We start from the raw sequence: 23,892 nt of genomic DNA, 5'->3' as shown, positions 1-23,892 counted from the left end.
TGGTAGCACAGTGCCATGCCTATGGAAGAAAAGTGCTATCTTTTTATCTTGAAACCAATACGTATTTTGCCATGCTATCTAGCGGCTCAATAACGTGTATTTTAATTAGACCATTCCTATGACCACACCGATGAGAATCTTCATGTTTACCTGTGCCCTTTTGTTATCCTTACCGTCATTTACACAGCTCGACCCATCGTACTATCAGGAGTTGGAATACCGAATGATCGGACCCTTTCGTGGGGGTAGGATCGTAGGTGCCGTGGGCGTACCATCCCAACCCAAGGTATTCTTTATTGGGGTGAACAATGGTGGGGTCCGGAAAACGGATGATTACGGACGGACTTGGAACCCCATTTTTGATGACGTGCCCACCGGTTCCGTAGGGGATTTGGCGGTTTCGCCCTCGACTCCAATATCATTTATGTCGGTACCGGCGAAGGATTGCATCGTCCGGACTTGGCCGTAGGGGATGGGATGTTCAAATCCACCAATGGTGGTACAAGTTGGGAGCATATCGGATTGGATGACGTGCAACAGGTGAGTCGAGTCATCGTGCATCCCACTAATCCGGATGTGGTGTATGTAGCCGGTTTGGGTCATCCGTACGGGGCCAATGAAATGCGGGGCATTTTTAAATCCGTCAACGGTGGAAAGACCTGGAATAAGACCTTGTATATAGACCGGCATACTGGAGCCATTCAGGTAGAAATGGATCCTAATGATCCCAACATCCTGTTCGCAGCAATGTGGGAACATCAGGAAGGACCTTGGGAGAATGCCAAATTCTCCGGGCCTAACAGCGGACTCTATAAATCCACGGACGGCGGGGACACCTGGCGAAAAATAGAAAAAGGTTTACCCGGGGCGGAAGAGGGTCGCGGGAAGGGTAGGGGTGGCGCTATCGGCCAGCAATTCAAAGCGCCTGTATGCCACGGTGGATGCTAGGAAAAATGGCGGGGTGTATACCAGTGCCGATGCTGGCGAAAGCTGGAACCTGGTCACCACGGAAAGCCGATTATGGGGTCGGGGCAGTGACTTTGCCGAAATCAAGGTACATCCCAAGGATGAAAATACAGTGTTCGTAGGCAATATCGCCTCGTACAAATCCGTGGATGGCGGTAAAACGTGCACTCTCCATCAAAGGCGCCCCGGGCGGGGACGACTACCACAGGATATGGATCAATCCCCTGTATCCGGATATCATGCTTTTTGCCGCGGATCAGGGAGCGGTCATTACCGTAAATGGAGGGGACACGTGGAGCTCATGGTACAACCAGCCCACGTCACAATTGTACCATGTAAGTACGGACAACCAATTTCCGTATTGGGTATATGGGGGCCAACAGGAAAGTGGCGCCATTGGCATTGCCAGTAGGAGCAATGGGGGGCAAATCTCGTTCCGGGAATTTATGGGCGTAGGTGCCGATGAATATGCCTATGTGGCCCCGGATCCATTGGATAACAATATCGTGTATGGGGGTCGGGTGATTCGCTTCAATAAAAAAACGGGGCAATCGCAATATGTGGATCCCGAAGTGTTGCGTTCCCGGGAATTCCGATACCTGCGTACAATGCCCTTGTTGTTTCATCCGGCGGATGATAGTATGTTGTTGTTCGGTACCAATGTTATTTGGAAAACCCATGATGGGGGACAGCATTGGGAACAGATCAGTGGTGACCTCACGCGAACCCGACCCGAAGTGCCGGCCAGTGTCGGAGATTACAAAACAGCCTCGATGGAAAACATGCCGCAGCGCGCCATCGTGTATGCGATCGGACCTCGCCTTTGGATAAAGACATTATTTGGGCCGGAACGGACGACGGACTTATTCAGGTGACCCGGGACGGTGGTAACACCTGGACCGATGTAACACCGACCTCGATTACTAGCTGGGATAAAATTTCACAGATCGATGCCGGGCATTTTGATGCGGGAACCGCCTATGTGGCCGTAAATGCCATTCGGAAGGATGATATGCAACCCCATATCTACAAGACCCATGACTTTGGGGAAACTTGGGAAGAAGTTGTTACGGGGATGCATCCCTCGGGACCAGTAAACGTAGTACGGGAGGACCCAAAACAAAAAGGCCTGCTCTTTGCGGGCACGGAACGGGAGGTTTATTTTTCGGCGGATGATGGGGCTTCTTGGCAATCCCTCCGAATGAACATGCCCGCTTCTTCCATTCGGGATTTGGTGGTGCATGAAAACGATCTGGTCATCGGTACCCACGGCCGCTCCATTTGGATCTTGGACGATTTTAGTCCGCTACGAGAGTTGGTCGGTCGTTCCGATTCCGAAGTACATTTATTTCAGCCCAGTGATGCCTATCGTGTTCGGTTCAATATGTTCAGCGACACCCCCTTGCCCCCGGAGGAACCTACGGGACAAAATCCGCTGGATGGCGCCTTGATCGATTATTATTTGGGGTCCGATGCGCAAAAATTGGAACTCAACATATTAGACTCGAAAGGGGGATTGGTCAATAGCTTTTCCAGTGAAGACGTGGCGGAAGTGTTGGATACGACCCAAATGCAGCACCCTACCTATTGGATACGTCCGTTTAAAGGATTGTCGGGCGAACCTGGGCACCACCGATTTGTTTGGAATCTCCGGTATAAGGAACCCCAGGGCGCCAATCGTGCATTTGCCATTGCGGCTGTGCAATACGATACGCCCAGCGGATCCGAAGGTCCTTTTGTAGCGCCGGGAACGTATACCGTCCAACTGAAGGTCGACGGGGAAATCATGGAAAAAAACATTACGGTAAAACTGGACCCCCGTTCCGAAATGAGCGAGGAAGCCCTGGCCTTGCAAACCGACCTGTCCCTGCAAACCTATAAAGATTATGGGAGATTGCAGGAGATTCGTGAAGCGATTGACGTGAGCTTGGCAAAAGGTAGAAAGAAGGAAAAGTTGATGGCCTTTCGAGGCGACGGAGCCCCGGAGGATGGCGACTTGATCTATGGGAGCATCTATGATTCGGAGTTGGAAGACGAAACGATTGTCGGCCTGCAATCCAAATTACTCTTTCTCTTGAACGTACTTCAAAAGACTGATGCCCGACCGACTACCGCCACGCAGGAAGCCGCGGCCCTTTTGGATAAACGAGTTGTAGAAATGGTGGAACTATGGAATTCAACCTACAAGTAAAGGGCTATTGTTTTTATGAAAATTAGAACGATACGGACATATCTTTGCAACGTTTTAAGATATTCGTATAAAGTTGTAATTAGAACCTTATCCTATAAATGACCCATATTTCAGTATCCACAAGACTCTCAGAATTAGGCAAGTGTTTTAGAGGATGTATTGCCATTGTTTTGGTCTTGACAGGTTGTACGACCACACAAAAGGTAAAGCAAAAGGTAACTCTTGGCGTTCCGGAAGAGAACATGGTTTTGGAGCAAGGCAATGAGAACCAGGCGCATCCCAATGGTTGGATCTATGATTTTGATGATCATGGATACATCAACCTGCCTATAAGGGAAGTGGAACTACCTTCTTCCAGTCCCATAGACTCATTAGAATTGGCCAATACCGATAATTTGACTATTGAGAAAAAAGAAACTATTGATGAAGTACCAATAAGTCCGGTAGCGCAAAAAATCGTGGAAAATTACAACAATAGTGAGAACAAGGAACCTAATGGGCATTGTCTAGCCGTAAGTAAAAATCGTTTTGAACAGGCCTATAGAGAGGTTCATGGACATTCCGTTTATCAGGATTTGCCAAAATATATGGGAACGGACGAATACACGCCCAAACAAGTATATAACTTGCTCTATGTGTCCGCCTCCGATACCAAAAAGGGATGGCGAAGTCTTCCTGAAGAATACAGGGGCAAGGGTAACGCTGGTGCCTTGGTGTATGCTGGCATGGGAACCTTGGTGGATACAGAGGGCGTGTGGGCAGGAGCGTTGCGGCCCGGGGCCTTGATGCAGGTCCGGCGCTTTCAAGAGGATTATGAAAAGGTGGTAAAGGGTGCCGATGTCAAGAAACTGGACCCTTACGGACATTCCTTCGTATTTATTGCCTATGTGCGGAATGAAAAAAATGAAATTGAAGGACTCAAAATTGCCGACCAAGGTTTTCAAAGTTATCGGCCTTTGGTTCCTAGGGATTATGAGGTTTGGTGGGGCGTCAACTTGGATATTTAGGTATTCTACATATAAGCACCTGTGTTTTAACGTTTTCCAAGTACTTAATTCGTAGTTATTACGTTAGCCTATTTGAGTTGTACATTGGAATCCAAAAAATCATGTTTTTTCTTTCGTTAGTCTGTTCCTTGTTGTTTACTTTTCCATCTATAGCCAAAAATGGAGGGGAAGGGGATGCATCTTTTGAGGTGAAAAAAACTTGGCACCTTGCCATCAATGTCAAGGACGAAAATAAAGCGGCATTCGTAGGGATTGACCCGGATAGTCTAGCAGTTTCCTATACGGATACCAAATTGGCCACTAATGCACTTCGCTTGCGTTTACAGGAAGATTTTAGGTCCGGAAACATTTCTCTCGACCAGGTGAAAGAAGCCTTTACCTATCAGTTGGTCAATGAAATCATTCCGCATTGGTATGGTACCCCTTGGAGCTTTGGCGGACATACCACGGTTCCCAATCAGGGTAAAATTGCGTGCGGGTATTTTATATCCACTACATTGAATGATATGGGCATCAATCTGAATCGCTTTCGGTTGGCCCAAAAATCACCTTTGGACGAGGCCAGGATGATCAGCTGTGGGGCCGAGATTATCAAGGTGGTACAGGAGGATTCCGAAAAAGCATGGAAAGAAATTGATGTCCTAACTTCAGACGGACTTTATTTCATTGGCTTCGATAAAGGTCATGTGGGCTATCTCCTAAAACGGGAAGGGGAACTGTTCCTGATCCATTCCAATTATCCGGCACCGATAGCGGTGCACATGGAACCCTTAAAGGAATCCCGGGTATTCAAGAAGTTCAATACCTTTCATCTAGTGCCCATTTCACAAAACGACATTCTGTTGCAACGTTGGTTGGAGAATGCGCCGATATTGTAGATCCATCAACTTTTTCTTACCCCTATTTTCTTTTATGAAACATCTTTAGTCAGGTGTGAGGTGTATAACATCGGACACGGATTACGAAGCGCTCCTACATCGTAAACGTCAGCCCAAAGCTTAGGTTGGAGGAGCGGTCGCTTTCCCGGATGGGCGAAAAGCTACTGTAGAAATAATTATAGAGGGCAGAAAGACTAATGACCTTGCTGATAGGCAATTCCGCTTTCACCTGACCTAGAATACGGTGGTTGCCGATGTCAGTATACAAGGGCTGAAAATAGACCGTAGCCGTAATATCCAGTTTGGTGTTTTTGAACGATTGGTTCAGGGAGACATAACTACTGTTCCGGTGGTTAAAGAACCGCTGGTCGGTTTGGGCCACTTCCTCGATTTCATACATATAGGAATTCCCAAAATAGGCTTTCGTATATTCATTGGAAAGGAATTTTAATCGGATACCGGCTCCCACCAAATTTCGGCTCGTAATGGTCAACAATGTGTTGCGTTGGTTTTGGACAAAGGCTTCCATACGGAATACATCCGTCAGTTTTTGATTGTAGCGCACGTGAAAGAACCAGGAGTTCTGAAAATCCTGATTTTGACTCCGGATGAGTTTATAGTTCCCGATAAAAAAGTAAATTTTCTTTAAATCCTTGGACTTTACCTGTGTGGTAAGGTTGGAAGCCACTTGCACGATATAATCCCCGTTGTTGTTCGTGTAATCAAACAACACATCACTTTTAAGCGCAAACCGGGTGGAATCCGTCTGCATGCGTTTGGACTCGATATTTACCAATTGGCCGCTTGCGACATGGGTCATAAAAAACAAAAAAAGTCCGTGGACGAGGGTTTTCCATCCGTTCATGTGGGCCGTGTTTCTCATAGTGGGCAAAGGTATTTAAATTGAAGAGTCTTTCAAGGTTAAAGAAACTGTAACAATGACACTATTTTTCAGCTGATTTAGTACATTGGCAAAAAACCTGAACGTGCTAGAAAAAAGACGGCAATTGCCCCAAGAATATCCCATGGACTCCGAAAAATTCATTTACTGCTTGGAAGCGGTGGAGGATGTGGAGCAAGACCAGGTTACAGAAGTTGAAAAGAACCTGGAGCACTTGGCCATGCAATACGGGGTGACCAGTATTTATAAAACCTGCGATACCATAGAAGGTCCGGAGGACAGTCTCAATGCCCTAGTCATGGACGACCATCATTTTAAGGACTATGAAATTATCTATTTGGTAATGACGGGGGAGGCCAATAGTATTTGCTTAAATGGATACTATTATTCGCTGCAGGAAATTGCGGAATTGTTCGAGGGAAGGCTTCGGGGTAAGATCTTGCATTTTTCCAATGCCAAGGTACTGGATCTGGAGGAAGAGGAGGCTCAGTATTTTTTGGACATCACCAATGCCAAGGCGGTTTCCGGCTATGGAAATCCTTCTCGGGGCCTTAGCAGTGCTAATCTTGATAAGGCCTTCTTTAACCTCTTTAAGGAAGAGGATGATATGTTCGAGGTGGTAGAGGAATTACACCGGAGGCATTATGATGCCTGTAAAATCCTGGATTTTAGGCTGTACTATTGAATTCGTTTTGGGCTAGGGTATTCTAATGGCGTAGGTGGGTATGCTCTAATTAATCAAGGCATTGATTTTTTCCCAAAGCGCATTGTCAAATCCCGATACCGCAAAATTGGGATTATCCGGGTCCGAAGCATTGCCCATACGTATCACCACCATATCTTTACTGGGCACCACATAGATACGTTGGTCTTTGGCACCCATGGCCGCCACCATATCCGATGGGGCATTGGGAACCAAGGATCCTGGAAATACGTTTTGCTGGCTAGGAACCATAAACTGCGATTTTCCGTTCAACCACCAAAGATATCCGTAGGAGGGATTGATACTTTGGGAAGGGGTCACACATTCCGTAAAGAAGGATGCATCGATGATCTGTTCGCCGTCCCAGCTGCCGCCGTTAAGGCTCAATAGCCCAAACCGGGCCATACTTCGGGTGGTACTATGAAAAATGGTAAAGATGGCTCCTTCGTTCCAAAACCCGTCCATGCCGATTTTTGATGTAAGGTGGGTGTTAAAGTAGGTTTCAAATTCGGTCGAGCTGGATGCAGCAACCACGTCCATCAATTTTTGGAAAACGTTGCCGTAGGCCCATCGGGTACCGGCATCGGCCACATAGGTAAGGTTGGATTTTACCACCAGTTGTTTGGTATCGTCAATGCCCGAGGTCATGGTGAGCAAATTCCGTACGGTAATCAGGTTTTCTTTTTCTTGGTGCATACTGGTCCAGTTTTCCCCTAAATAGTCGGATACCTTGGTATCGATATCGACCAGCCCGTTTTGCTGGGCAATTCCTGTGGTGGCGGAGACCAAGGTTTTTCCGGCACTGTTCCATTCCCAAGGTTCTTGGGCCGTATGGCCGTCAAAATACTCCTCCATTACGATTCGCCCATTGACGAGGATCATAAAGGATTTGGAATTGGTCCGGATGAGAAAGTCCTTTAACGCGTCTATTTGGGACTCGTCCCATTGCAAACTGCTGGGCGTTGTGGTTTCCCAAGCATTGCTTCCAACGGGCGGAAAATACATCGTTGGGTCGGGAACCTCAATGGGCGCATCGTCCGATGTGGAACAGCTGGCCACCAAACCAAGCACTAGTACCAAAAGCAAATAGGTTTGTTTCATAGCTTTCATTTTTTAAACTTCTTTATTGTCAATGTTCCGACTCCGCATTTATGGGTACGTTTTTTGCGTATATCCCTGAAACTCCCGCTCAAAACAATGGGGTAGAAGCATATGTTATAACGTACTGACCTACCGTTTGTTGTATGGGTTTGGGCGGAATGTAAGGGTAGGGGATCATAGGAAGGGAAACACTGTTAAAAACCTGTCAAAATGGTAAATACCTATGGCAATGCCCAGGGATTCAAGTACCTTCTGCCCTATATTCACTTGAAACCTTCAACCATGAAATCCTTCACAACAAAAATGAGTCTCCTATTGCTACTTCTACCGATGCTATGTGTAAATGCACAGGGTGAATTAAAGTCTGTGGAAGGCTACGCGCCAAACATTGGTAGCATGGTCTATATGTTAGAAGATTTAAAGGCCCGCATTACCGAACAGGTGAAGGACTTGGACCAAACACAGACAGATTTCCAATATGATGCACAAGCCAATAGCATAGGGGCATTGATCATGCATTTGGTGTCCACGGAATCCTATTACCAGGTTGCCACCTTGGAGGGGAGGGAATGACCGAAGCCGAGCTTGCAAGCCTTGGTGTTGCCGGGGAACTGAATGCCAACGTAAATAATATGCTCAAAGGGGAGCCCATTGGCCATTATTTGGATATATGGGATGATGTACGGCAAAAAACCTTGGCCTTGCTCAAAACCAAGGATGATGTCCGGTTCGCCTCAAATATTGAGGAGGGCTTGAACTACCGTTATATCTCGGTATCATGTTATGGAACACTCGGCCAACCATATGGGACAAATTGGGACTATAAAGAACCGGTTACCTGAATAGGAATGAAATTTCAAACATCCAAAGATTAATCATTTTGCGAATAACTTGAGATGTACTATAATGTTCTCGCGTTATGTAACTTGAGCTTTGGTAAAAGCGAAAGTTTGTTCCGCACTTCCTGAAAAATTTCTTCTAAGAACTTCCTTTTAAAAATATAGTGGAATACTGTTTTGCCGAACCCGCAGAGTGGGGGAGGTGAAAGTGTATGGAATGGACACATTGACACCTTTTTAATGTTTTGATTGAGTTTTTGTCAGTGTTTTCGTGAGAAACAAAAAATATCACTAGTTGGTCTAACATTTGACTTAAAATAAATCAAATTCGTAGATTTATGAGCACTGTAGTTGTAATAGGAACCTATCATGTTGAAGAGGGAGCATGTACATCTGAAAAATTGCTCGAAATCATAGAGGAGATTTCACCTGAGGTAATTTTTTGTGAAGCACCACCGGAGGTGTTTTCTGAAATGATAGATGCAAAAGAGAAATTTAACCCTCCTGAAATAAAAATCATTAGGGAAATTTTAGCAGACCACTCTATTAAAATAGTTCCTGTTGATATTCATGGTATTGTTGTAGGTGACGAACGCATTGATGAAATATTTGATTGGATCATTGAAAAAATGGAGAATTATAAGAATGCAACGAGTATTCAAATAGATGAAACTTACAAAGAGGGATACAATTTTTTAAATAGTAAGAAAAACGATAAAATCAACTTTGATAAAGCATTAATGGAGAGAGAAATAATAGCCAAAGAAAACAATAAAGAACTCTCTTTGGACTATGTTAAATGGGTGAAATGGAATAACTATCGTGAAAATCACTGGATAAAATTAATTCATGAAAATTTTCATGAAAATAAATTTAATACTGCTGTTTTAATGGTTGGTGCAGGTCATAGAGTTGGGTTATTACATAAGATAATGGAGTTGGATTTCAATAGGAAATTACCTCTTTCTTGGAATTTTTATTATTTATAAAGCTGAATTTGAATTAACAATTCTAAGAATTTTTAAACACCTTGAAAATTACTTTGCTCAACCTTGATTTTCAAAACAGCTTCTTTTAATTCCATAAGCACATGACAAACATTTTGGCGTTCCACTTCTGAAAAAGTATCAGCTGGAAGGTAGTGAAACATATAAATAGCCTTGTCCAACCATTTTGTAAAGGAAAGCAAATCTCCCTCATGGCATTCATCAAAGTAGGATATTAGGGGAAGTAGGTTAATTTCATTGGGAGTCATATAGTTTTGGTTATTAAATTGTTGAAAAAAACATAAAGAAAAAAATATGTCGTTTAAATATTAAATATTAAAGTAAAATGATATAATATATAATTAAAACGAATCATTTATATCATTTAAAGTTAGTTATTAAATGTGAATAAGAAAACTAAGTTTGTTTAAAATGATACATATTTAACGTAAAACGATTCAAATGAGCACCAAAAAGCCAATCAATAGAATTAGAGTAGTCCTAGCAGAACAGGACAGAACCAATAAATGGTTGGCTGAAAAAGTTGGGAAGAGCAGGACTACTGTTTCTCGTTGGTGCACAAACGAAATGCAGCCCTCTCTAGAAACATTAAGAGAAATAGCGGAGGCTCTCGGTGTAGATATAAGAGAACTTCTCATTTCTACTTTATAACAATGCAAAATATTTTAGTAAAGAGTGAAGAGTATTTTTAGTTAACACAAATAATGATTCATGTTAACCCTTTCAAAACATTTCAGAAAAGATCTCCGCACCAATCACGGTAAAATCTTTAACTGTGTATTTAGAGATAAATATATAAATAGAATTAAAAAAAAATATTTTCATCTTCTAAATGGTATCATTTCGTTATTTTTTTTTCAGTTATATTTTTTCTAAACGTATACTTCACATTTGATTTCAAAAATATACCCATTCTGAAATATTTGAACTTTATAAATATAGATGCCGTTAATGCCTCTCAATATTTACATGAATATCTTTTATATGTAGGAACCTTTATTTCAATTACATTAATCGTTACCACATTTCTATTTAATTTTTTGAAGAGCACCGTGGAGTTTAATCTAAATATAATTATTTCATATGTAGGTTATGAGTTTGTGGCTTATTATGGTTTTTTCTTGGTTATTTATTTTGTAATACAAAAAATGTTGGTCTTTAATTTAAGTGAATCCTCTGTCGAGAATCTTCTTGTTGTTTCATTCTATTTAACACTTACTTTTTTATTGCTTTTGGTTTATTTATATAACAGAATTTTTCTAATAATTAGACCGGATAAACTCAAGAAAATAAATATAGATTATTTGAAAATAATATGTTCAAAATATATCTATGAAGAACTTAAGCTAACAAATAGTTTAAATATATATAAAAGCTTATGCTCAAAATTTGGGTATAAAGAAACTAGTAATGCAGAATACTTCTTTGGAGCAGAATCTCAAAAAGGGGTTTTATATTTTTTTAAGGATAGAACGTCAGATGTAAAATATTTGAAAGATGTTAAGGTGAATAAACTTATGCATCATAACATTAGTTATAAAGGTGAAAATGTATTTGTTCCTATTCATTTGAATCAAACTTTCCCAAGTAATAATGATTATTTATTAATGGGGTTGGAGAGCCCAAAAGATGAGTCAAAAAAATTAAGAAAAAAGATTTTGTCCTGCTTTTTATTTACTAGTAAGAAAAACATTGATTATGAACACTCTAAAGAAATCGCAGATTCGGTGTTAAATAAGTTGTATGACAGCCTTAATCAGCATGTTTCAAAGAATGATGAAAAGGGTGTCACAGACTCTCTAGAGTATTTAGATATTGCATTTGATTTATATATTGAAAATTTCTCATAATAATGTTTATTGGTAGCCACTACGGTAACGACAATAAAATTTACCTAAACCAAATTACAAACTATTTGTATTTGGCCATAAACGAGTCTGTTCGGCTTGATAATGAAGTAATATTCAGAAGGCTTGTACTATTTCTTAGAGGTAAATTATATAGCGCTAGATCAAAAGGCAGTCTTTCCACTTATACAGCATTGTTAATTCTGCCATTGAGACTTTACCCTTATATAAACCAAAAATATAGAAATTTCTTAATTGATTTATTAGGCATTAATTATCGGGAAATCGCTATCAGCACGAGTATTATAATCAAGAGAGGGGAGCATATAGACTTCGAAAAACAGCTCGCATTCTTGGAAACAAATTATTGGGGTTGTATCCAACTAATGAAGTTAATGATTGATGCTAAAGATTATTCTAATTTCACAAAAATTTTTGATGAAATAAATCAAATCACCTCAAGTTTTTCAATATCTGAGGTTGATGAAGAGCGTAGTGATTCAATGAGAAAAGCCTTATTTATTCACAGAAGCTTTTATTTCATTTTATTAAGTTGGATTATTTATCTATACCATAGAAATAAAATTGATTTTACTAATCTAAAAGAATTTGATATTCAAACAAATATCTTAAACGAATTTAATTTCTATAGAAATATTGAATTCTATGAATTTTTTGGTCAATTGAGACAAAAGGTTTTTCATCAATTTTTGGAAATTGAAAACTGGGAAATTGAACAACATAAGCCAGGTAAAGCTTATTTTGCTTTATCGAGTAGAGTTTGGTTGAATTTTGGTTTTATATTTTTTCTGTTAAAAAATCCAAGTTTCAGTTCAATTATAAATTTTGAAAGACCTATCGAAATCGAATCTGATATTTATTCCTATCTATCTGACGATGTTCAAGATATTTTTATAAGTATTGAAAAGGATTTATCTGATAAATGGGGTAAAATTCTATACCCTAGTTCCTCAAAAACAAATATTGAAGAAAATTTCAAGGTTAGTAAGGACAACATTGTTGGTTCTCTATCGGAATTGAAGAAAATAGGTGAATTAAATCATTACAAGTTCATTTCTGAGCAGCCACTTTCCGAGAAAAAAATTGAAAATTTTATAGGTGAAGTTGGTGAAAAGTGGGAAAGAAGTAACCTAATACCCTCAATACTTAAAACGTTTGATTGTGTAGAGTATAGAGAGAATAATAAAGAACTTGATTTCTTTGGACATTTTAGACTCTATTCGAAAATGAAATCAATGTTCACCGAGGAAGGGCATAAAATGGTTTATGGAGTAAATGATGTTGGAGCAATTTCGGCAAGAAATTTAGAAGGCTTGTTTTTTAACAAGCTCAATGAGGCTAAACATAATCTGGAAACAGAAAATTTAAAAATAAAATTAGATGAATTAATTAATAATTTTTATCCTGATAGAGACCAACTTTTGATTTTCATGAATTGGAAGGCTATAGAATTACTTAATGCTGAAAATGAGATTCAATTTTTAGGAAATGCAGAAGACAAATTTATTACAGCTAAGTATAGATCCATATCTGTAGTACGTAATCTTTCTTTTTTTAATGATAGTCTTCTTATAATTGATTTAAAAAAAGCTATAAATTTCATTATATATCAAGATAAGAATTGGTTTCACAATGAACTTTTTGTAGACGTTTTAGAGTTGTCAGAAGAGGTTATAGAGGACGAAATGACCAAATTTGATACAAAATGGCGAAATAGTGAAGGATATGAGGTAACTAAAGATCAAGCGCTTTTGCTTATTAAGAGTTCAGTTTTAATTAAAGTTTTAGTCAAATTTGAGTTGGAGATTAAAAACAAAGATTTTTATCATTTCTTGAAATTTTGATCTAAAAAGTTATCTAGGCCTGAAGAAAATGCGGGCCGGCGTCGGGGTGAATTTGTGGCTTGGCACAAAGAGCCATTGCCCTGGGCTTTGTGTGTGGGCGTTTACGCCCAAATAGCGAAGCTATAAGGCACAAAGAGCGCACTGAAGCATATTTTCTTCTTGATTTTTTGTTACTTTTTTATCAAGAAAAAAGAAAGGGAGCTGAAGCTCACAAATATGGTAAAGACGAGGCTAAAGATTATTTATCAAAAGGAGAAACCTCGTGTTGTTTGTGATACAAACGTTTGGTTTCAAATCAGTGCTGGTAAATATTCGTCACCTGAAGATTACGAATTATCACCAACCGCTTTTTCATTGATAGAATTGGCAACCTCTCAGGTCATGGTCGAGTTGCCAAAATTTTATCAAAACACAGTGAGGATTATTTATGACAATGGCGGATCTATCATACCCGAAAATCCTTTTGATTTTGTGCTTCAGAATCAATTTAAAGACTATACTTCAGGTGAATCTCCTAATTTATTTAAAATTCTAAAAGATTTTAGTGAGCTTTTAAGTAGAGAAATAAAAGAGGATGATTTAATTGATGAAGAAATAAAAACCAAGGTAATTAAGGAATGTCAAGGTCAAAGGACAATTACAAAGGAATTAGCAGAAATTGGCAATCAAGACTTGATAGAGCTAAGAAAAAACATTAACACGAGTATTGGAAAAAAAGAGCACTTGAAAATTGATGGTTCTGAAATAAATAGACAAATGTTCAAATCTTTTATTAATGACTATACAGAAACAAGGAAATACTCTGTTGATTGGGACAAATTTGATTGGACTAAAATTGAATTGTTTATGATTGTTACAGAATCTTATTTTAAGAAATTAGAAACTACTAAGGGAATGAAAATTCAGCCTAACGATATTGTTGACTGGTTCAATTTACTTTATGTGCAACCTGATGACAAATATTTAACTTTTGAAAAGCGATGGAGGAATTTTATAATGAGTAATGAGGAAAGTAAAAAATATTTGTTGAAATAAATTCTATTTGACATAATATTTAAGGAGCTGAAATAAAATTTCAATTAGGGGAGTATTTGAGCAAGTGCTTAGAAATTATCTTGTGATGCCAGTGCGTCATCTTGCTCATATTTTAAAATATCCACTAGACGTTTAAAAATACTGCTAAACCAAATGTTTCAACAATTTGCTCATATACGGAAAGCTGAGCTTTTAAAAGGTCCTTGGATAATTATGTTATTAATAAGTTGGGATAAACAATTTGATTCTATAAAAACAATCGAGGGCCCGGTAAAACAGCTTTACATAACATTTACCGATATAATTCGCTTACGCGAGCTTATATCTGATAGTATATCAAATACTGGAGTATTGCGCAGTTTTACGCATATTGTAAAATGTACTATAATTTATATTATGTCAAATAGACTTTTTTAAATCTGTTATACAGTCCCTTAATTTTTTGGCCCCTCCCTCTTTTCCATTTCGCTATATAATTCACAACCGCCAACTTTTTAAAACATTTCCATAAAAAAGAAATGTATATTTATTCGACCAATCTAATACACATATGAAATCTCACCAATTTCAAAAGCTTCTTTTGGGAGTTGCTTTATTCGTTTGCTGTTTCGGCTATTCACAAACAACACCAAAAAATCAACAATTTAACCGTCCGTTTTACCAGGCCACGTATTTGGAAACAGAGCCTGTCGTGGACGGTGAAATCCGTAACGAGCCTCTTTGGGAGTCCGTACCCCTGGCCCCGGACCTCATTCAAATAAAACCTTCATATGGGGCCCCTGTCTCCGAAAAAACTGAAATCAGGGTGGCCTACAGCAATACCACCTTCTACGTGGCCGTGGTATGCTATGATACGGAACCTAATAAGATTGTGGTCTCGGACTCCCGTCGCGATGCGGATCTAGGCGATGACGACAGCTTTCTCTTTATTGTGGACACCTATAACGACCAGCAAAACGGCTTTCTCTTTGGTACCAATGCCCAAGGCATGGAATATGACGCACAGATCAACAACGAAGGCAAAGGAAGTTTAAACGCCAATCGCCAGCAAGGCGGGGTTATTGGTGGTACCAACATTAACTGGGACGCCACTTGGTCCGTAAAGACACAATTGGGCGACTATGGCTGGAGTGCGGAGTTCGCCATTCCCTTACGCTCCTTACGTTTCGCCGCCGGGGAGGCCAAAACATGGGGGCTAAATTTTCAACGGAACATCAGCAAAAATACCGAAATTGCCTACTGGACCTCCCTCCCATTGGGTTTTGACCTGAAACGCCTGGCCTTGGCGGGTAAATTGACCGGACTCAACCTAAAAAATCCGGGGAACCTTAAGCTGATTCCCTATGCCTTGGTACGGGGTATCAACGACCAGTCCGTCTCCCCCAGCGAACAGGAACTGGATGCGGAAGTGGGGATGGACGTCAAATACAGCATTACCCCCAGCCTCACCCTCGACCTCACCTATAATACGGATTTTGCCCAGGTAGAAGTAGATGACCAACAGGTGAATTTGGATCGTTTTAACCTCTTTTTCCCAGTAAAAACGGGCTTTTTTCCTCGAAAATGCCGGTCAGTTTTCGGTCGGTAGCCCCGGGGAAGTCGACCTATTTTTCAGTCGGCGTATCGGTTTGGGTCCGGATGGTAGTATCGTACCTATCATCGGTGGCGCCAGGGTGTCCGGTAAGGTGGGCCGGACCAACGTGGGCCTGCTCAGCATGTTTACGGAGGATGTGGCATCGGCCGGTATTACGGAAAATAACTTCTCCGTGGCGCGTGTCAACCACAATTTTGGGAATTCCGAAGCTCCTTGGGCGGTATTTTCGTTAACCGACAAGGCTTGGCCGGTCCGGACGATGATTTTAACCGAGTGTACGCGGTGGACGGCAAATGGGGCATTGGCAACAAGGCGGAAGTGAATGGCTTTTTTGCCAAGAGCGTAACCCCTTCCATAGACGGGAAGGACTACGCCTTTAAGCTGCTGGCCAATTACGAATGGGACGGTTGGAACCTGAACGCGGGCTATACCGAAGTGGCCCCCGGATTCAATCCGAAGTGGGATTCTTGCAGCGTTCCGCCTTTAAAAAACCTGAATTTTTGATATTCAAGGCACATCGTTTAAAGGGCGATGGAAAATTTACGGAAATCCGCCCCCATGTCTCCTACCGAGGCTATTGGAACTTTGATAATGAACAGGTAACTGGTTTTCTACATATGGACAACCATTGGGTGTGGCGTAGCGGGTTTGAAATCCATACCGGGGTCAACCTGACCCAGGAACGGGTCTTTGCGCCGTTCAACATTTCCAATGTAACGGTGCCGGTAGGCGAATATAAGAATGAGGAATTGCAGTTTGTGCTGATCTCCAACCCCAACAATGCCTTTTCCGTAAGTACCCGCACCTTCATCGGCGGTTATTTCAATGGAAAGCGCTATTCCAATAGCGGTACTGCCAACTTTAGGGTCGGGAACAAATTTGTATCCTCCCTGACCATGAGCCATAACGATATTCAGTTGGAAACCGGAAATACCACGGCCCTCGTAGGCGGACTCCGTTTGGCCTATAGCTTTACTCCGCGTATCTTCTTGCAAAGTTTGATCCAGCGTAACAATGTTTCCGAGATTACGTCGGTAAACGCCCGTTTTGGATGGCTTCAAAGTGCCAACACGGGTCTTTTCGTGGTATTGAACATCGTGAAGGACGATAATCCCTTGGACTTTTTGGACAATCAGACCCTGACCATCAAATACACCCATCGCTTTGATGTTTTAAGGTAGCTTAAAGTCCTGTCACTTCGAGCGCAGTCGAGAAGTCAATAATTAAGTAGGATAAAAAAAACCGCCCTGTTTGGGCGGTTTTGTACGTTATAAAAGAGAGAGATTTATTTTATCTCTACCAGTTCCAATTCAAAGGTAAGGTCCTCCCCTGCCAAGGGATGGTTACCATCCACGATAATATCGTTTTCATTTACTTCCGCAACACGTAGTTGGCGCTCCGTACCGTCGGCATTCGTGGCTACCAAGCCCATATTTACTTCAGGTTCCATATCCTCAGGTAAGTTGGCTTTGGGCACGCTCCGGAAAAGTTCACGTTTCTTTTCACCATAGGCTTCTTCCTTTGGGATGACGATTGTTTTCTTTTCCTTGGGTTCCATGTCCATCAATCCTTTTTCAAAACCGGGAATCAAACTGCCCTGTCCCAGTTTTACCTCTAGCGGTTCCCTGTTCAAGGAGCTATCAAACACCTGTCCGTTTTCCAATTTACCCGTGTAATGTACGCGTACGACATCACCTGCTTTTACTTTGCTCATTTTAAGAGTTTCTTTATTAGTATTTCAATGAGCGGCAAAGGTAGGATTCTCAAAAGCGTTGAAAGAAGAATTGACCAAAACAAGCCAATTTTCACATGTTTTTAACGAAAACTGAGTAAAAAACGAAATGAAAGTATATTTTTTGACGATTTTGGAGTGTTTTTAAAAAGTAGGTGCCCCCCTCCCTCCTACTTTAAAAGATATTTTCAGGTTATAAAAGCTTCCCTTTTACCGACTTACCTCGGGTTTTTCCTCCAGCGCTTTTATTTCCCCTAAATAACGGATGGAAAAGCGTTGGTTACTATTGACCACAGCCGTAGCTTTTTTATTGGGATATAGATAAAGGGTCACTCGATACCCTTCCGATTTTCCCGAAATGGAAAAGTTGATGCGCATTTCATTTTTTTCGGAATCGTAGGCTTCGGAATAATAGCTAGGTACATCGTTAAATTTAATTCCGGCATCAGTGTGATAGCCCCCTCCCTGTTGACGTTCTCCATAATAAGGTAAAGATGCCGAAATGGTATCGCCTTTCACCCTTAAATAATTGAAATTACCTTGTAATTGTATGTTGGAAACGGTACTACCAGGTGGCAATAATCCGGTATTGGCAATAGCGGTCATGCCGGTGCTTGGTATGGGATTCGCAACTGTTGCTACAAATTCATAGGATTTATTGTCCAAGAAGTCCCTAAAGGCATTCACTTCTTCCGGACTATAGGAAACCTTGGAGGCACTGCCGCAACCTATAAAGAACGTTGCGACGCATAATAGTAGTATATTCCAAATAGTTTTCATCCAAATACGGTTTAAGGGGTAGGCTGTAACATCCCCATATATTCCTGTACACCATCTTCCAATTGACGGGTCTCCGCCAAATAGTTCTTGATCATCTCCACTTGTTTCCCAATCAACCTTCTGCCGCTCCGGGCCAATTGCACCAATTCCTTATGGCGTTTTACCAAGGCCTCCATTTTATCGGACAGTTGTTGCTTTATTTCGAATTGCCGTAAGGTCGTAGGCTCAAAGAGGTAGGATTCCAGCTTTCGCTTCCACTGTAATAAATCCTTATAACTTCTGTCTAGCCAAACCAAACAAGAATCGCTATCGAGAACGCTAGCAGGGGTCTTTTGGGTTTCTGTAGTCATATCGTAGTATTTTTAAGGATTTTTCATACAATAAGGTACAAAATTAAATCTTAATCGGAGTATGATAATCATCAGTTTTTACACTTTAACCTTTATTTAAATTTGAATATAGAATTATTTAAAAATAGCTTACGTGACTTCTGAGAATTTCGTAATTTGAACTAAACAATTAATTCGATGCTTATGAATATCAATTTTGAATATGATGATGTCAAGGCCAGTAACCGATTGGAGATTATGGCCGCCAAAAAACTGGAAAAACTGTTGGATAAATTTGATTTTATAGTGCGTGCCGATGTCTTTTTTAAAAAGGAAAACACCAGTTCCCCGGATACCGGAAAAATATGCAACATACGCTTAAGTGCTCCCGGTCCAAGGTTATTCGCGGATGCGAGTACGGGAAGCTTTGAGGCCTCCATTTCAAAATCTGTAGAAGAATTACAAAGACAATTGCAAAAGCGAAAGGATAAAATGCAAACGCATCATTAACCTAGCTTTACTGATTGCTGTCAGCAGTAATGGCCGAATCCTCAAAGTGCGATTCGGCCATTATAATTTTGTCCAAATTCTTTGAAAAGGGATTACGCCTTAATTCCTTTAGAAGCCTTCTTCGTTTTCTATCGGAAATATCCAAGGTGTCCAAAATCAGTTTTGCCTGGCGTTGATAGGCAATCCTTTCTTCTTTAAGGGCTAGGCGATCGGAGGGCGGTATGACCAATTACGGTGCAAACTGGTCCATTATGGTATATTTTTGGACGGTGATGGTTTTTTTATCCTCCTTTTGGGCCGAGGATGCACAAAAAACCAACAGCATGCATGCCAGAAGGCATCCTGTCTGTGGATAGAATTTCATTTTCATATAGTGTTCTATACGAAAAGTAATCACTATTCATAAAGTAGTACCAAAGAGTCCGTCCACCACCCCATTTCTTCGATTAAAATCCGCTTGAACTATTTCCAGCTTCCTTCAAAGGCAAATTCGGTTTGTGGCTTTCCGGTTCTCTCTGCACCTTCCTGTTCCCTAAGGTCTTCGGATAAATCATTGAGTTCACCACCATAAAAGCCCATGGCGATGGCCGTGGCGATATGGTAGCCTTCAGGTACGTTAAAGACGTCATGGGCCTTTTGCCAGTTTACTCCCGCCATATGATGTACCCCAATGCCCATGTATTCCGCTTGCACTGTCATATTACCCAAGGAAAGGCCTAAATCGTGCAGGGCATGAAAGTTTTCGGTGCCTTCATCAGTATTCTTCTTGTAACCGGCCAACATGAGAAAAGGGGCATTGCCGGCCCATTTTTGGTTGAAATCGCTTAGGCAATCAAAAATCGTATCATAGGCTTCCGAACCTTTGTGTGCGTAGATAAATCGCCATGGCTGTCTGTTGTAAGAGCTTGCAGACCATCGTATCGCTTCAAAAAGTCGGTTTACATCCTTTTCAGTGAGTTCTTGATCACTAAAAATTCGTGGGCTGTAACGCTGTTTTAACAAGGGATAAATTTGATAGTCGTTTTTTGCGATATTGTCTAATTGTAGTTGTTCTACAGTCGTCATATTTTAGTTTTATGGTTCAACTTTTTATGTAAAATTAAGGGCACGAGTCCAAAACCCTTTGTGCTTTTGCTCAAAATGTTGACTTGAATCCTACACCATTTTTTATGACCTCATATGACCAAAATCAATGGAGAAAATGCCATAATTTAGTACCTTCGACCGCTTTAATGACTTTATATGTTAGTTTGGATTGTCTTTCTTGTCTGTATTCTTGTATTCCTGGCCTTGGACCTTGGGGTTTTTCATAAGCACGACCATGTTATTAAATCCAAGGAAGCGGGAATTTGAATCGCTGTGTGGGTGACTATCGCAATGTCCTTTAGTGGGGTCATTTATTGGCTGTTTTCCAATAACATGATAGACAACCCTACCGGACTCACCGCCAACGATGCCGTTTTGAAATACATTACGGGATATTTGATAGAACTTTCCCTGAGTGTGGACAACGTCTTTGTGATTGCCGTGATTTTCACATCGTTTAAAATTCCTCCCGTATTTCAACATCGCGTGCTTTTTTGGGGAATTTTGGGTGCCATCGTATTCAGGGCCCTTATGATTTTCTTTGGGGTGGCCTTGATCACAAAGTTCGATTGGGTCATTTATGTGTTTGGGATTTTTCTATTGTATACTGCCTTTAAAATGCTGAAAGGCGATGAACATGATTTTCATCCTGAAAACTCCTTTGTTTTCAGAAATTTGAAAAAATTATATCCCATTACCTCAAAAATTAACGGTCATGATTTTTTCGTAAAGAAGATGGGCGTTCGAGCGGCCACTCCCCTATTTGTAGCACTTATCGTAATTGAGTTGACGGATATTCTATTTGCCTTGGATAGTATACCCGCTATTTTAGCGATTACCGCCGACCCATTTTTGGTGTTCAGTTCCAATATTTTGGCCATCCTGGGCCTACGTTCCATGTATTTCTTGATCTCCGAATGTTGGAGAAATTCAGATTCATCAACTATAGCTTGGTGGTCATCCTTGCCTTTGTTGGTTTGAAAATGCTCTTTTCCCATTACCTGCATTTACCCGAATGGGTTTCGCTAACCGTGATTTCAGTCGCCTTGATTTCAGGAATCGTGGCCTCTTTGGTAATTCCGGAGAGGGATTAATGGCATTCAGGGGACTTTTTGAATATTCCTTGGTAAATTTTGCCTACCAACCAGTTGCCAGCCGGAAAATAAAGGGCGAAGAACAGGGCCATGCCCAATGCAAATGTTCGCCCTCCGAAAAAAGAGTCCAAAAGATTATTGGGGTATGCATAGGAGGTTTGCATTGCATATCCACCGAATTCCAAAAAACCCATGGCAATAAGTCCATAGGCATATTGTTCATGAAAAGGTCTATTTCGAAGTAAGAGCGAAATGGGAACCATATATAAGATATAAGTGGTAATGACCTGCCACCAGTAGGTGAACCTAGCAATTTCCATTACCGTTCCAAACCAATTCATAGCTATTCCCCAAACAAAGTATACCAAACAGTATATAAGAATCAGTCTTCTATCTACGTTCAATTTTATCTTGGCATATTGGAGAAACCTATCCATATTATTTTGTTAGTTTACTATCGATAATCCCAAGGGCGTCCTGCACGGTCTGCATCTGGTTCATATCCTCATTTTCCGAGACGGATATCAAAAGTATCCTCTACATCCAAAATAATGTCCACTAGATTGGCCGAATTGATGTTCAACTCGGTGACAAAATTACTGGAAGGTTGAATATCGTTTACGGAAACATCCTCCGGTAGATAGATTTGAATGATGTCCTTTAATTTTTGGTATTTTTCCGTTTCTTGCATGTATGAATAGTTGTTCTACGTAGTAAAGGAACTAAAAATAACACACGCATTCACATCTCCAAAACCAAAACTTGCCTTTGCGATAATTTTAGGACGGTATGGAATCGTTTTTTGTGGAATCCTATGAGTGGATATAATTTTGGTAATCTCTCGGATGAAGGTCATCGCAATTAATGTTCCCATAAATGACCCCTTCCTCCAATTGCAAAATGCTTCCCACACATTCAATACTGCCGGCCGCCGCTATACAATGGCCTATCATACCTTTAAATGAATTGATATACGGAAACCGTTCCCCTTGCAACCCTAGGGCCTTACTCCAGTTGGAAATCTCAAGGGCATCTTTGGTGGTCGCCGTTAAATGTCCATTGATAGCATCGATATCTTTGGGCTGTATACCTGCATTTTGAACAGCCCTTTGTATACAACGCTGCACCGCTTCACTGTTGGGAGCGGTCATGGATCCTTCGCCTACCTGGCCCCCACTATTAATTTCCCCTCCCAGTACTTCCGCATATATTTTTGCTCCTCGCTTTTTGGCACTTTCCAAGGACTCCAATACCAGGGCCCCTGCCCCACTGCCAGGAACAAATCCTTGGGCCGAAGCACTCATGGGTCTGCTGGCGGCCCCGGGATCATCATTATAATCCCTCGGCAGGATACGCATGGCGTCGAATCCTCCCCAAATATAGGGATCACTATCACTACAACTGCCTGTTAGCAGAACCTCCGCCTTTCCGGAGGCAATACGATCATAGGCCATAAGAACACTTTCTGTACCTGTGGTACAGGCTGATGAGTTGGAAGTCACCTGATTTCCACAACCTAACATACCGCCTAGATAAGCACTGATACCACTGGTCATGGTCTGTACGACCGTTGTACTACCTAGACGTCGTACCTCCTTATTGTCCACTTTATAAATGGCCTCCCGAAACTTGTCCGCACCGGACATTCCCGTACCAAAGATGATTCCATGGTCCCAATTGGGACTCTTCCCTATATTGGGCTTTAAACCGGCATCGTCCCAAGCATCCTTTCCTGCGATGACACCATATACCAACCCTGAGGCATTTAGACCGCGCAATTGCAAGGGGGTAAAATACTGTTCCAATAGATTGTCCTTTATAAGCGGTTCGCCTGCAATTTGACAGCCAAACTCCAAGGCCTTTAGCCTGGATTGAAAGCGGATTCCTGATTTACCCTGATATAGGGCTTTGCTAAATTCGGAAAGGCCCACTCCATTTGGGGCACACACACCCATGCCGGTAATGACGACACGCCTACCCATTATCGGCAACCTTTAGCATACCGGATAGGACGCCTTTACAGACCAATTCCATCTCTTCGTTGTACATTTTTACCTCGCACTTTAATTTATGAAACCGATAGTATATTTTTTTGGAAACTACAGTGACTGTTTCACCAGGAAAAACAGGTTGTAAAAATTCCATTTCCGAACTACTCATACCAATTAGTATATTTTGTGAATCCAAGTTCTGTTCATTCATCAAAAAAATACCCAAACAGACCGAGACCGATTTGCGCACAGCACTCCGTCAGCAATACCCCGGGTGTCACTGGCCTGTCCTTAAAATGCCCCCTATAAAAATCGAGTTCCTTGTGAAAGCAAAATGTTCCTTTAGCTCCTTCCTCCGTAACTTCAAAAAGATCATCCACGAACAAAAAGGGCTTCTCGTAGGGTAGCAGTGATATGATGTCTTTATACGTCATAT

At 41.2% G+C, this 23,892-nt stretch carries 31 protein-coding genes and 2 pseudogenes; 19 read left to right on the top strand and 14 right to left on the bottom strand.

What is annotated here, in order from left to right; all coding sequences use genetic code 11:
* Positions 1 to 118: 118 nt before the first annotated feature.
* The 6 genes from NYZ99_RS10075 (at position 119) to NYZ99_RS10050 (ending at position 5,042) form a co-directional block, all read left to right on the top strand.
* Positions 119 to 469 carry a WD40/YVTN/BNR-like repeat-containing protein gene (locus NYZ99_RS10075; protein ID WP_260575131.1) on the top strand — a complete coding sequence of 117 codons (351 nt, stop codon included), beginning with the start codon at positions 119 to 121 and terminating at the stop codon, positions 467 to 469.
* Entirely contained in the window at positions 445 to 948 is a 504-nt protein-coding gene (locus tag NYZ99_RS10070) for a WD40/YVTN/BNR-like repeat-containing protein (protein ID WP_260575130.1), read from the top strand. The genes NYZ99_RS10075 and NYZ99_RS10070 overlap by 25 nt, the downstream gene beginning before the upstream one ends.
* Positions 949 to 1,115: 167 nt before the next feature.
* A complete protein-coding gene (locus NYZ99_RS10065) occupies positions 1,116 to 1,841 on the top strand; it encodes a hypothetical protein (RefSeq protein WP_260575129.1) in 726 nt (241 codons plus the stop codon).
* Complete coding sequence (locus tag NYZ99_RS10060) at positions 1,790 to 3,157, top strand: WD40/YVTN/BNR-like repeat-containing protein (RefSeq protein ID WP_260575128.1); 1,368 nt, start codon at positions 1,790 to 1,792, stop codon at positions 3,155 to 3,157. Before NYZ99_RS10065 ends, NYZ99_RS10060 begins: the two co-directional genes overlap by 52 nt.
* Positions 3,158 to 3,255: 98 nt before the next feature.
* Entirely contained in the window at positions 3,256 to 4,164 is a 909-nt protein-coding gene (locus NYZ99_RS10055; RefSeq protein WP_260575127.1) for a hypothetical protein, read from the top strand.
* 101 nt (positions 4,165 to 4,265) lie between these two features.
* Positions 4,266 to 5,042, top strand: a complete 777-nt coding sequence (locus NYZ99_RS10050; RefSeq protein ID WP_260575126.1) for a hypothetical protein — start codon at positions 4,266 to 4,268, stop codon at positions 5,040 to 5,042.
* Positions 5,043 to 5,136: 94 nt separating this feature from the next.
* Here NYZ99_RS10050 and NYZ99_RS10045 read toward each other — a convergent pair whose 3' ends face one another.
* Positions 5,137 to 5,925, bottom strand: a complete 789-nt coding sequence (locus NYZ99_RS10045) for a DUF481 domain-containing protein (protein WP_260575125.1) — start codon at positions 5,923 to 5,925, stop codon at positions 5,137 to 5,139.
* Positions 5,926 to 6,067: 142 nt separating this feature from the next.
* On the opposite strand from NYZ99_RS10045, the gene NYZ99_RS10040 reads away from it, so the two are divergent.
* A complete protein-coding gene (locus NYZ99_RS10040) occupies positions 6,068 to 6,628 on the top strand; it encodes a DUF6642 family protein (protein ID WP_338039448.1) in 561 nt (186 codons plus the stop codon).
* 45 nt (positions 6,629 to 6,673) lie between these two features.
* On the opposite strand, the gene NYZ99_RS10035 is transcribed toward NYZ99_RS10040, so the two are convergent.
* A complete protein-coding gene (locus NYZ99_RS10035; protein ID WP_260575123.1) occupies positions 6,674 to 7,747 on the bottom strand; it encodes a serine hydrolase domain-containing protein in 1,074 nt (357 codons plus the stop codon).
* Positions 7,748 to 7,957: 210 nt separating this feature from the next.
* Between NYZ99_RS10035 and NYZ99_RS10030 the strand changes: the two genes are divergently transcribed.
* From NYZ99_RS10030 to NYZ99_RS10020, 3 genes are all read left to right on the top strand, one after another.
* Positions 7,958 to 8,320: a hypothetical protein gene (locus NYZ99_RS10030; protein WP_260575122.1), complete on the top strand. Its 363-nt coding sequence runs from the start codon at positions 7,958 to 7,960 to the stop codon at positions 8,318 to 8,320.
* Positions 8,317 to 8,589 carry a hypothetical protein gene (locus tag NYZ99_RS10025; RefSeq protein WP_260575121.1) on the top strand — a complete coding sequence of 91 codons (273 nt, stop codon included), beginning with the start codon at positions 8,317 to 8,319 and terminating at the stop codon, positions 8,587 to 8,589. Before NYZ99_RS10030 ends, NYZ99_RS10025 begins: the two co-directional genes overlap by 4 nt.
* A gap of 335 nt (positions 8,590 to 8,924) precedes the next feature.
* The gene (locus tag NYZ99_RS10020) at positions 8,925 to 9,575 is read left to right on the top strand and encodes a hypothetical protein (RefSeq protein ID WP_260575120.1); all 651 of its coding nucleotides are present in this window, start codon (positions 8,925 to 8,927) and stop codon (positions 9,573 to 9,575) included.
* Between the two features lie 32 nt (positions 9,576 to 9,607).
* On the opposite strand, the gene NYZ99_RS10015 is transcribed toward NYZ99_RS10020, so the two are convergent.
* On the bottom strand, positions 9,608 to 9,841 hold the full coding sequence (locus NYZ99_RS10015) for a hypothetical protein (RefSeq protein ID WP_260575119.1): 234 nt from the start codon (positions 9,839 to 9,841) through the stop codon (positions 9,608 to 9,610).
* Between the two features lie 193 nt (positions 9,842 to 10,034).
* On the opposite strand from NYZ99_RS10015, the gene NYZ99_RS10010 reads away from it, so the two are divergent.
* From NYZ99_RS10010 to NYZ99_RS09990, 5 genes are all read left to right on the top strand, one after another.
* Positions 10,035 to 10,244 (top strand): helix-turn-helix transcriptional regulator, encoded by a 210-nt coding sequence (locus tag NYZ99_RS10010; RefSeq protein WP_260575118.1) that lies wholly within the window; start codon positions 10,035 to 10,037, stop codon positions 10,242 to 10,244.
* Positions 10,245 to 10,516: 272 nt separating this feature from the next.
* Positions 10,517 to 11,443, top strand: coding sequence for a hypothetical protein (locus tag NYZ99_RS10005; RefSeq protein ID WP_260575117.1), 927 nt, complete (start codon positions 10,517 to 10,519; stop codon positions 11,441 to 11,443).
* Between the two features lie 71 nt (positions 11,444 to 11,514).
* Positions 11,515 to 13,305 (top strand): hypothetical protein, encoded by a 1,791-nt coding sequence (locus NYZ99_RS10000; protein ID WP_260575116.1) that lies wholly within the window; start codon positions 11,515 to 11,517, stop codon positions 13,303 to 13,305.
* 216 nt (positions 13,306 to 13,521) lie between these two features.
* Positions 13,522 to 14,340 (top strand): hypothetical protein, encoded by an 819-nt coding sequence (locus NYZ99_RS09995; protein WP_260575115.1) that lies wholly within the window; start codon positions 13,522 to 13,524, stop codon positions 14,338 to 14,340.
* Positions 14,341 to 15,013: 673 nt separating this feature from the next.
* A complete protein-coding gene (locus tag NYZ99_RS09990) occupies positions 15,014 to 15,928 on the top strand; it encodes a carbohydrate binding family 9 domain-containing protein (protein ID WP_260575114.1) in 915 nt (304 codons plus the stop codon).
* Here NYZ99_RS09990 and NYZ99_RS09985 read toward each other — a convergent pair.
* On the bottom strand, positions 15,911 to 16,174 hold the full coding sequence (locus NYZ99_RS09985) for a hypothetical protein (RefSeq protein ID WP_260575113.1): 264 nt from the start codon (positions 16,172 to 16,174) through the stop codon (positions 15,911 to 15,913). The two genes, NYZ99_RS09990 and NYZ99_RS09985, sit on opposite strands and share 18 nt — an antisense overlap.
* 3 nt (positions 16,175 to 16,177) lie before the next feature.
* On the opposite strand from NYZ99_RS09985, the gene NYZ99_RS09980 reads away from it, so the two are divergent.
* Both NYZ99_RS09980 and NYZ99_RS09975 read left to right on the top strand, forming a co-directional pair.
* The gene (locus NYZ99_RS09980; RefSeq protein WP_260575112.1) at positions 16,178 to 16,438 is read left to right on the top strand and encodes a hypothetical protein; all 261 of its coding nucleotides are present in this window, start codon (positions 16,178 to 16,180) and stop codon (positions 16,436 to 16,438) included.
* A complete protein-coding gene (locus tag NYZ99_RS09975) occupies positions 16,402 to 17,115 on the top strand; it encodes a hypothetical protein (RefSeq protein ID WP_260575111.1) in 714 nt (237 codons plus the stop codon). Before NYZ99_RS09980 ends, NYZ99_RS09975 begins: the two co-directional genes overlap by 37 nt.
* 104 nt (positions 17,116 to 17,219) lie before the next feature.
* Here the strand turns inward: NYZ99_RS09975 and NYZ99_RS09970 are convergent, their stop codons facing one another.
* The 3 genes from NYZ99_RS09970 to NYZ99_RS09960 form a co-directional block, all read right to left on the bottom strand.
* A complete protein-coding gene (locus NYZ99_RS09970; protein WP_260575110.1) occupies positions 17,220 to 17,648 on the bottom strand; it encodes an FKBP-type peptidyl-prolyl cis-trans isomerase in 429 nt (142 codons plus the stop codon).
* A 228-nt stretch (positions 17,649 to 17,876) separates the two neighbouring features.
* Complete coding sequence (locus NYZ99_RS09965) at positions 17,877 to 18,446, bottom strand: DUF4251 domain-containing protein (RefSeq protein WP_260575109.1); 570 nt, start codon at positions 18,444 to 18,446, stop codon at positions 17,877 to 17,879.
* An 11-nt stretch (positions 18,447 to 18,457) separates the two neighbouring features.
* Positions 18,458 to 18,796, bottom strand: a complete 339-nt coding sequence (locus NYZ99_RS09960) for a hypothetical protein (RefSeq protein ID WP_260575108.1) — start codon at positions 18,794 to 18,796, stop codon at positions 18,458 to 18,460.
* A gap of 183 nt (positions 18,797 to 18,979) precedes the next feature.
* Between NYZ99_RS09960 and hpf the strand changes: the two genes are divergently transcribed.
* A complete protein-coding gene (gene hpf, locus NYZ99_RS09955) occupies positions 18,980 to 19,285 on the top strand; it encodes a ribosome hibernation-promoting factor, HPF/YfiA family (RefSeq protein WP_099546928.1) in 306 nt (101 codons plus the stop codon).
* 7 nt (positions 19,286 to 19,292) lie between these two features.
* Here the strand turns inward: hpf and NYZ99_RS09950 are convergent, their stop codons facing one another.
* Together NYZ99_RS09950 and NYZ99_RS09945 are read right to left on the bottom strand one after the other, a co-directional pair.
* Entirely contained in the window at positions 19,293 to 19,514 is a 222-nt protein-coding gene (locus tag NYZ99_RS09950) for a hypothetical protein (protein ID WP_260575107.1), read from the bottom strand.
* 233 nt (positions 19,515 to 19,747) lie between these two features.
* The gene (locus NYZ99_RS09945) at positions 19,748 to 20,350 is read right to left on the bottom strand and encodes a nitroreductase family protein (RefSeq protein WP_260575106.1); all 603 of its coding nucleotides are present in this window, start codon (positions 20,348 to 20,350) and stop codon (positions 19,748 to 19,750) included.
* A gap of 177 nt (positions 20,351 to 20,527) precedes the next feature.
* On the opposite strand from NYZ99_RS09945, the pseudogene NYZ99_RS09940 reads away from it, so the two are divergent.
* Positions 20,528 to 21,465, top strand: a pseudogene (locus tag NYZ99_RS09940) (TerC family protein).
* Here the strand turns inward: NYZ99_RS09940 and NYZ99_RS09935 are convergent.
* The 5 genes and pseudogenes from NYZ99_RS09935 to NYZ99_RS21740 all read right to left on the bottom strand — a co-directional run bounded on the left by NYZ99_RS09935 (position 21,462) and on the right by NYZ99_RS21740 (position 23,890).
* On the bottom strand, positions 21,462 to 21,902 hold the full coding sequence (locus NYZ99_RS09935; protein ID WP_260575105.1) for a hypothetical protein: 441 nt from the start codon (positions 21,900 to 21,902) through the stop codon (positions 21,462 to 21,464). The pseudogene NYZ99_RS09940 and the gene NYZ99_RS09935 sit on opposite strands and share 4 nt — an antisense overlap.
* Before the next feature lie 68 nt (positions 21,903 to 21,970).
* The gene (locus NYZ99_RS09930; RefSeq protein ID WP_260575104.1) at positions 21,971 to 22,156 is read right to left on the bottom strand and encodes an acyl carrier protein; all 186 of its coding nucleotides are present in this window, start codon (positions 22,154 to 22,156) and stop codon (positions 21,971 to 21,973) included.
* A 15-nt stretch (positions 22,157 to 22,171) separates the two neighbouring features.
* A pseudogene (locus tag NYZ99_RS09925) lies at positions 22,172 to 23,447 on the bottom strand (beta-ketoacyl-[acyl-carrier-protein] synthase family protein).
* Positions 23,440 to 23,625, bottom strand: a complete 186-nt coding sequence (locus NYZ99_RS21745; RefSeq protein WP_338039420.1) for a hotdog domain-containing protein — start codon at positions 23,623 to 23,625, stop codon at positions 23,440 to 23,442. The pseudogene NYZ99_RS09925 and the gene NYZ99_RS21745 overlap by 8 nt, the downstream one beginning before the upstream one ends.
* A gap of 34 nt (positions 23,626 to 23,659) precedes the next feature.
* Positions 23,660 to 23,890, bottom strand: a complete 231-nt coding sequence (locus NYZ99_RS21740) for a 3-hydroxyacyl-ACP dehydratase FabZ family protein (protein WP_338039419.1) — start codon at positions 23,888 to 23,890, stop codon at positions 23,660 to 23,662.
* Positions 23,891 to 23,892 lie beyond the last annotated feature (2 nt).

Origin of the sequence: Maribacter litopenaei, assembly GCF_025244665.1 — a bacterium.
Taxonomy (GTDB): Bacteria; Bacteroidota; Bacteroidia; order Flavobacteriales; family Flavobacteriaceae; genus Maribacter; species Maribacter litopenaei.
The sequence above is the reverse complement of the archived record's forward strand: the minus strand, read 5'-3'. Positions and strand labels throughout refer to the sequence as shown.

Coding starts and splice junctions, on each gene's coding strand:
- NYZ99_RS10075 (WP_260575131.1), top strand. CDS start 119: ATGACCACACCGATGAGAATCTTCATGTTTACCTGTGCCCTTTTGTTA.
- NYZ99_RS10065 (WP_260575129.1), top strand. CDS start 1,116: ATGGCGGTAAAACGTGCACTCTCCATCAAAGGCGCCCCGGGCGGGGAC.
- NYZ99_RS10055 (WP_260575127.1), top strand. CDS start 3,256: ATGACCCATATTTCAGTATCCACAAGACTCTCAGAATTAGGCAAGTGT.
- NYZ99_RS10050 (WP_260575126.1), top strand. CDS start 4,266: ATGTTTTTTCTTTCGTTAGTCTGTTCCTTGTTGTTTACTTTTCCATCT.
- NYZ99_RS10045 (WP_260575125.1), bottom strand. CDS start 5,925: ATGAGAAACACGGCCCACATGAACGGATGGAAAACCCTCGTCCACGGA.
- NYZ99_RS10040 (WP_338039448.1), top strand. CDS start 6,068: ATGGACTCCGAAAAATTCATTTACTGCTTGGAAGCGGTGGAGGATGTG.
- NYZ99_RS10035 (WP_260575123.1), bottom strand. CDS start 7,747: ATGAAACAAACCTATTTGCTTTTGGTACTAGTGCTTGGTTTGGTGGCC.
- NYZ99_RS10030 (WP_260575122.1), top strand. CDS start 7,958: ATGGTAAATACCTATGGCAATGCCCAGGGATTCAAGTACCTTCTGCCC.
- NYZ99_RS10025 (WP_260575121.1), top strand. CDS start 8,317: ATGACCGAAGCCGAGCTTGCAAGCCTTGGTGTTGCCGGGGAACTGAAT.
- NYZ99_RS10020 (WP_260575120.1), top strand. CDS start 8,925: ATGAGCACTGTAGTTGTAATAGGAACCTATCATGTTGAAGAGGGAGCA.
- NYZ99_RS10015 (WP_260575119.1), bottom strand. CDS start 9,841: ATGACTCCCAATGAAATTAACCTACTTCCCCTAATATCCTACTTTGAT.
- NYZ99_RS10010 (WP_260575118.1), top strand. CDS start 10,035: ATGAGCACCAAAAAGCCAATCAATAGAATTAGAGTAGTCCTAGCAGAA.
- NYZ99_RS09995 (WP_260575115.1), top strand. CDS start 13,522: ATGGTAAAGACGAGGCTAAAGATTATTTATCAAAAGGAGAAACCTCGT.
- NYZ99_RS09970 (WP_260575110.1), bottom strand. CDS start 17,648: ATGAGCAAAGTAAAAGCAGGTGATGTCGTACGCGTACATTACACGGGT.
- NYZ99_RS09965 (WP_260575109.1), bottom strand. CDS start 18,446: ATGAAAACTATTTGGAATATACTACTATTATGCGTCGCAACGTTCTTT.
- NYZ99_RS09960 (WP_260575108.1), bottom strand. CDS start 18,796: ATGACTACAGAAACCCAAAAGACCCCTGCTAGCGTTCTCGATAGCGAT.
- hpf (WP_099546928.1), top strand. CDS start 18,980: ATGAATATCAATTTTGAATATGATGATGTCAAGGCCAGTAACCGATTG.
- NYZ99_RS09945 (WP_260575106.1), bottom strand. CDS start 20,350: ATGACGACTGTAGAACAACTACAATTAGACAATATCGCAAAAAACGAC.
- NYZ99_RS09935 (WP_260575105.1), bottom strand. CDS start 21,902: ATGGATAGGTTTCTCCAATATGCCAAGATAAAATTGAACGTAGATAGA.
- NYZ99_RS09930 (WP_260575104.1), bottom strand. CDS start 22,156: ATGCAAGAAACGGAAAAATACCAAAAATTAAAGGACATCATTCAAATC.
- NYZ99_RS21745 (WP_338039420.1), bottom strand. CDS start 23,625: ATGAGTAGTTCGGAAATGGAATTTTTACAACCTGTTTTTCCTGGTGAA.
- NYZ99_RS21740 (WP_338039419.1), bottom strand. CDS start 23,890: ATGACGTATAAAGACATCATATCACTGCTACCCTACGAGAAGCCCTTT.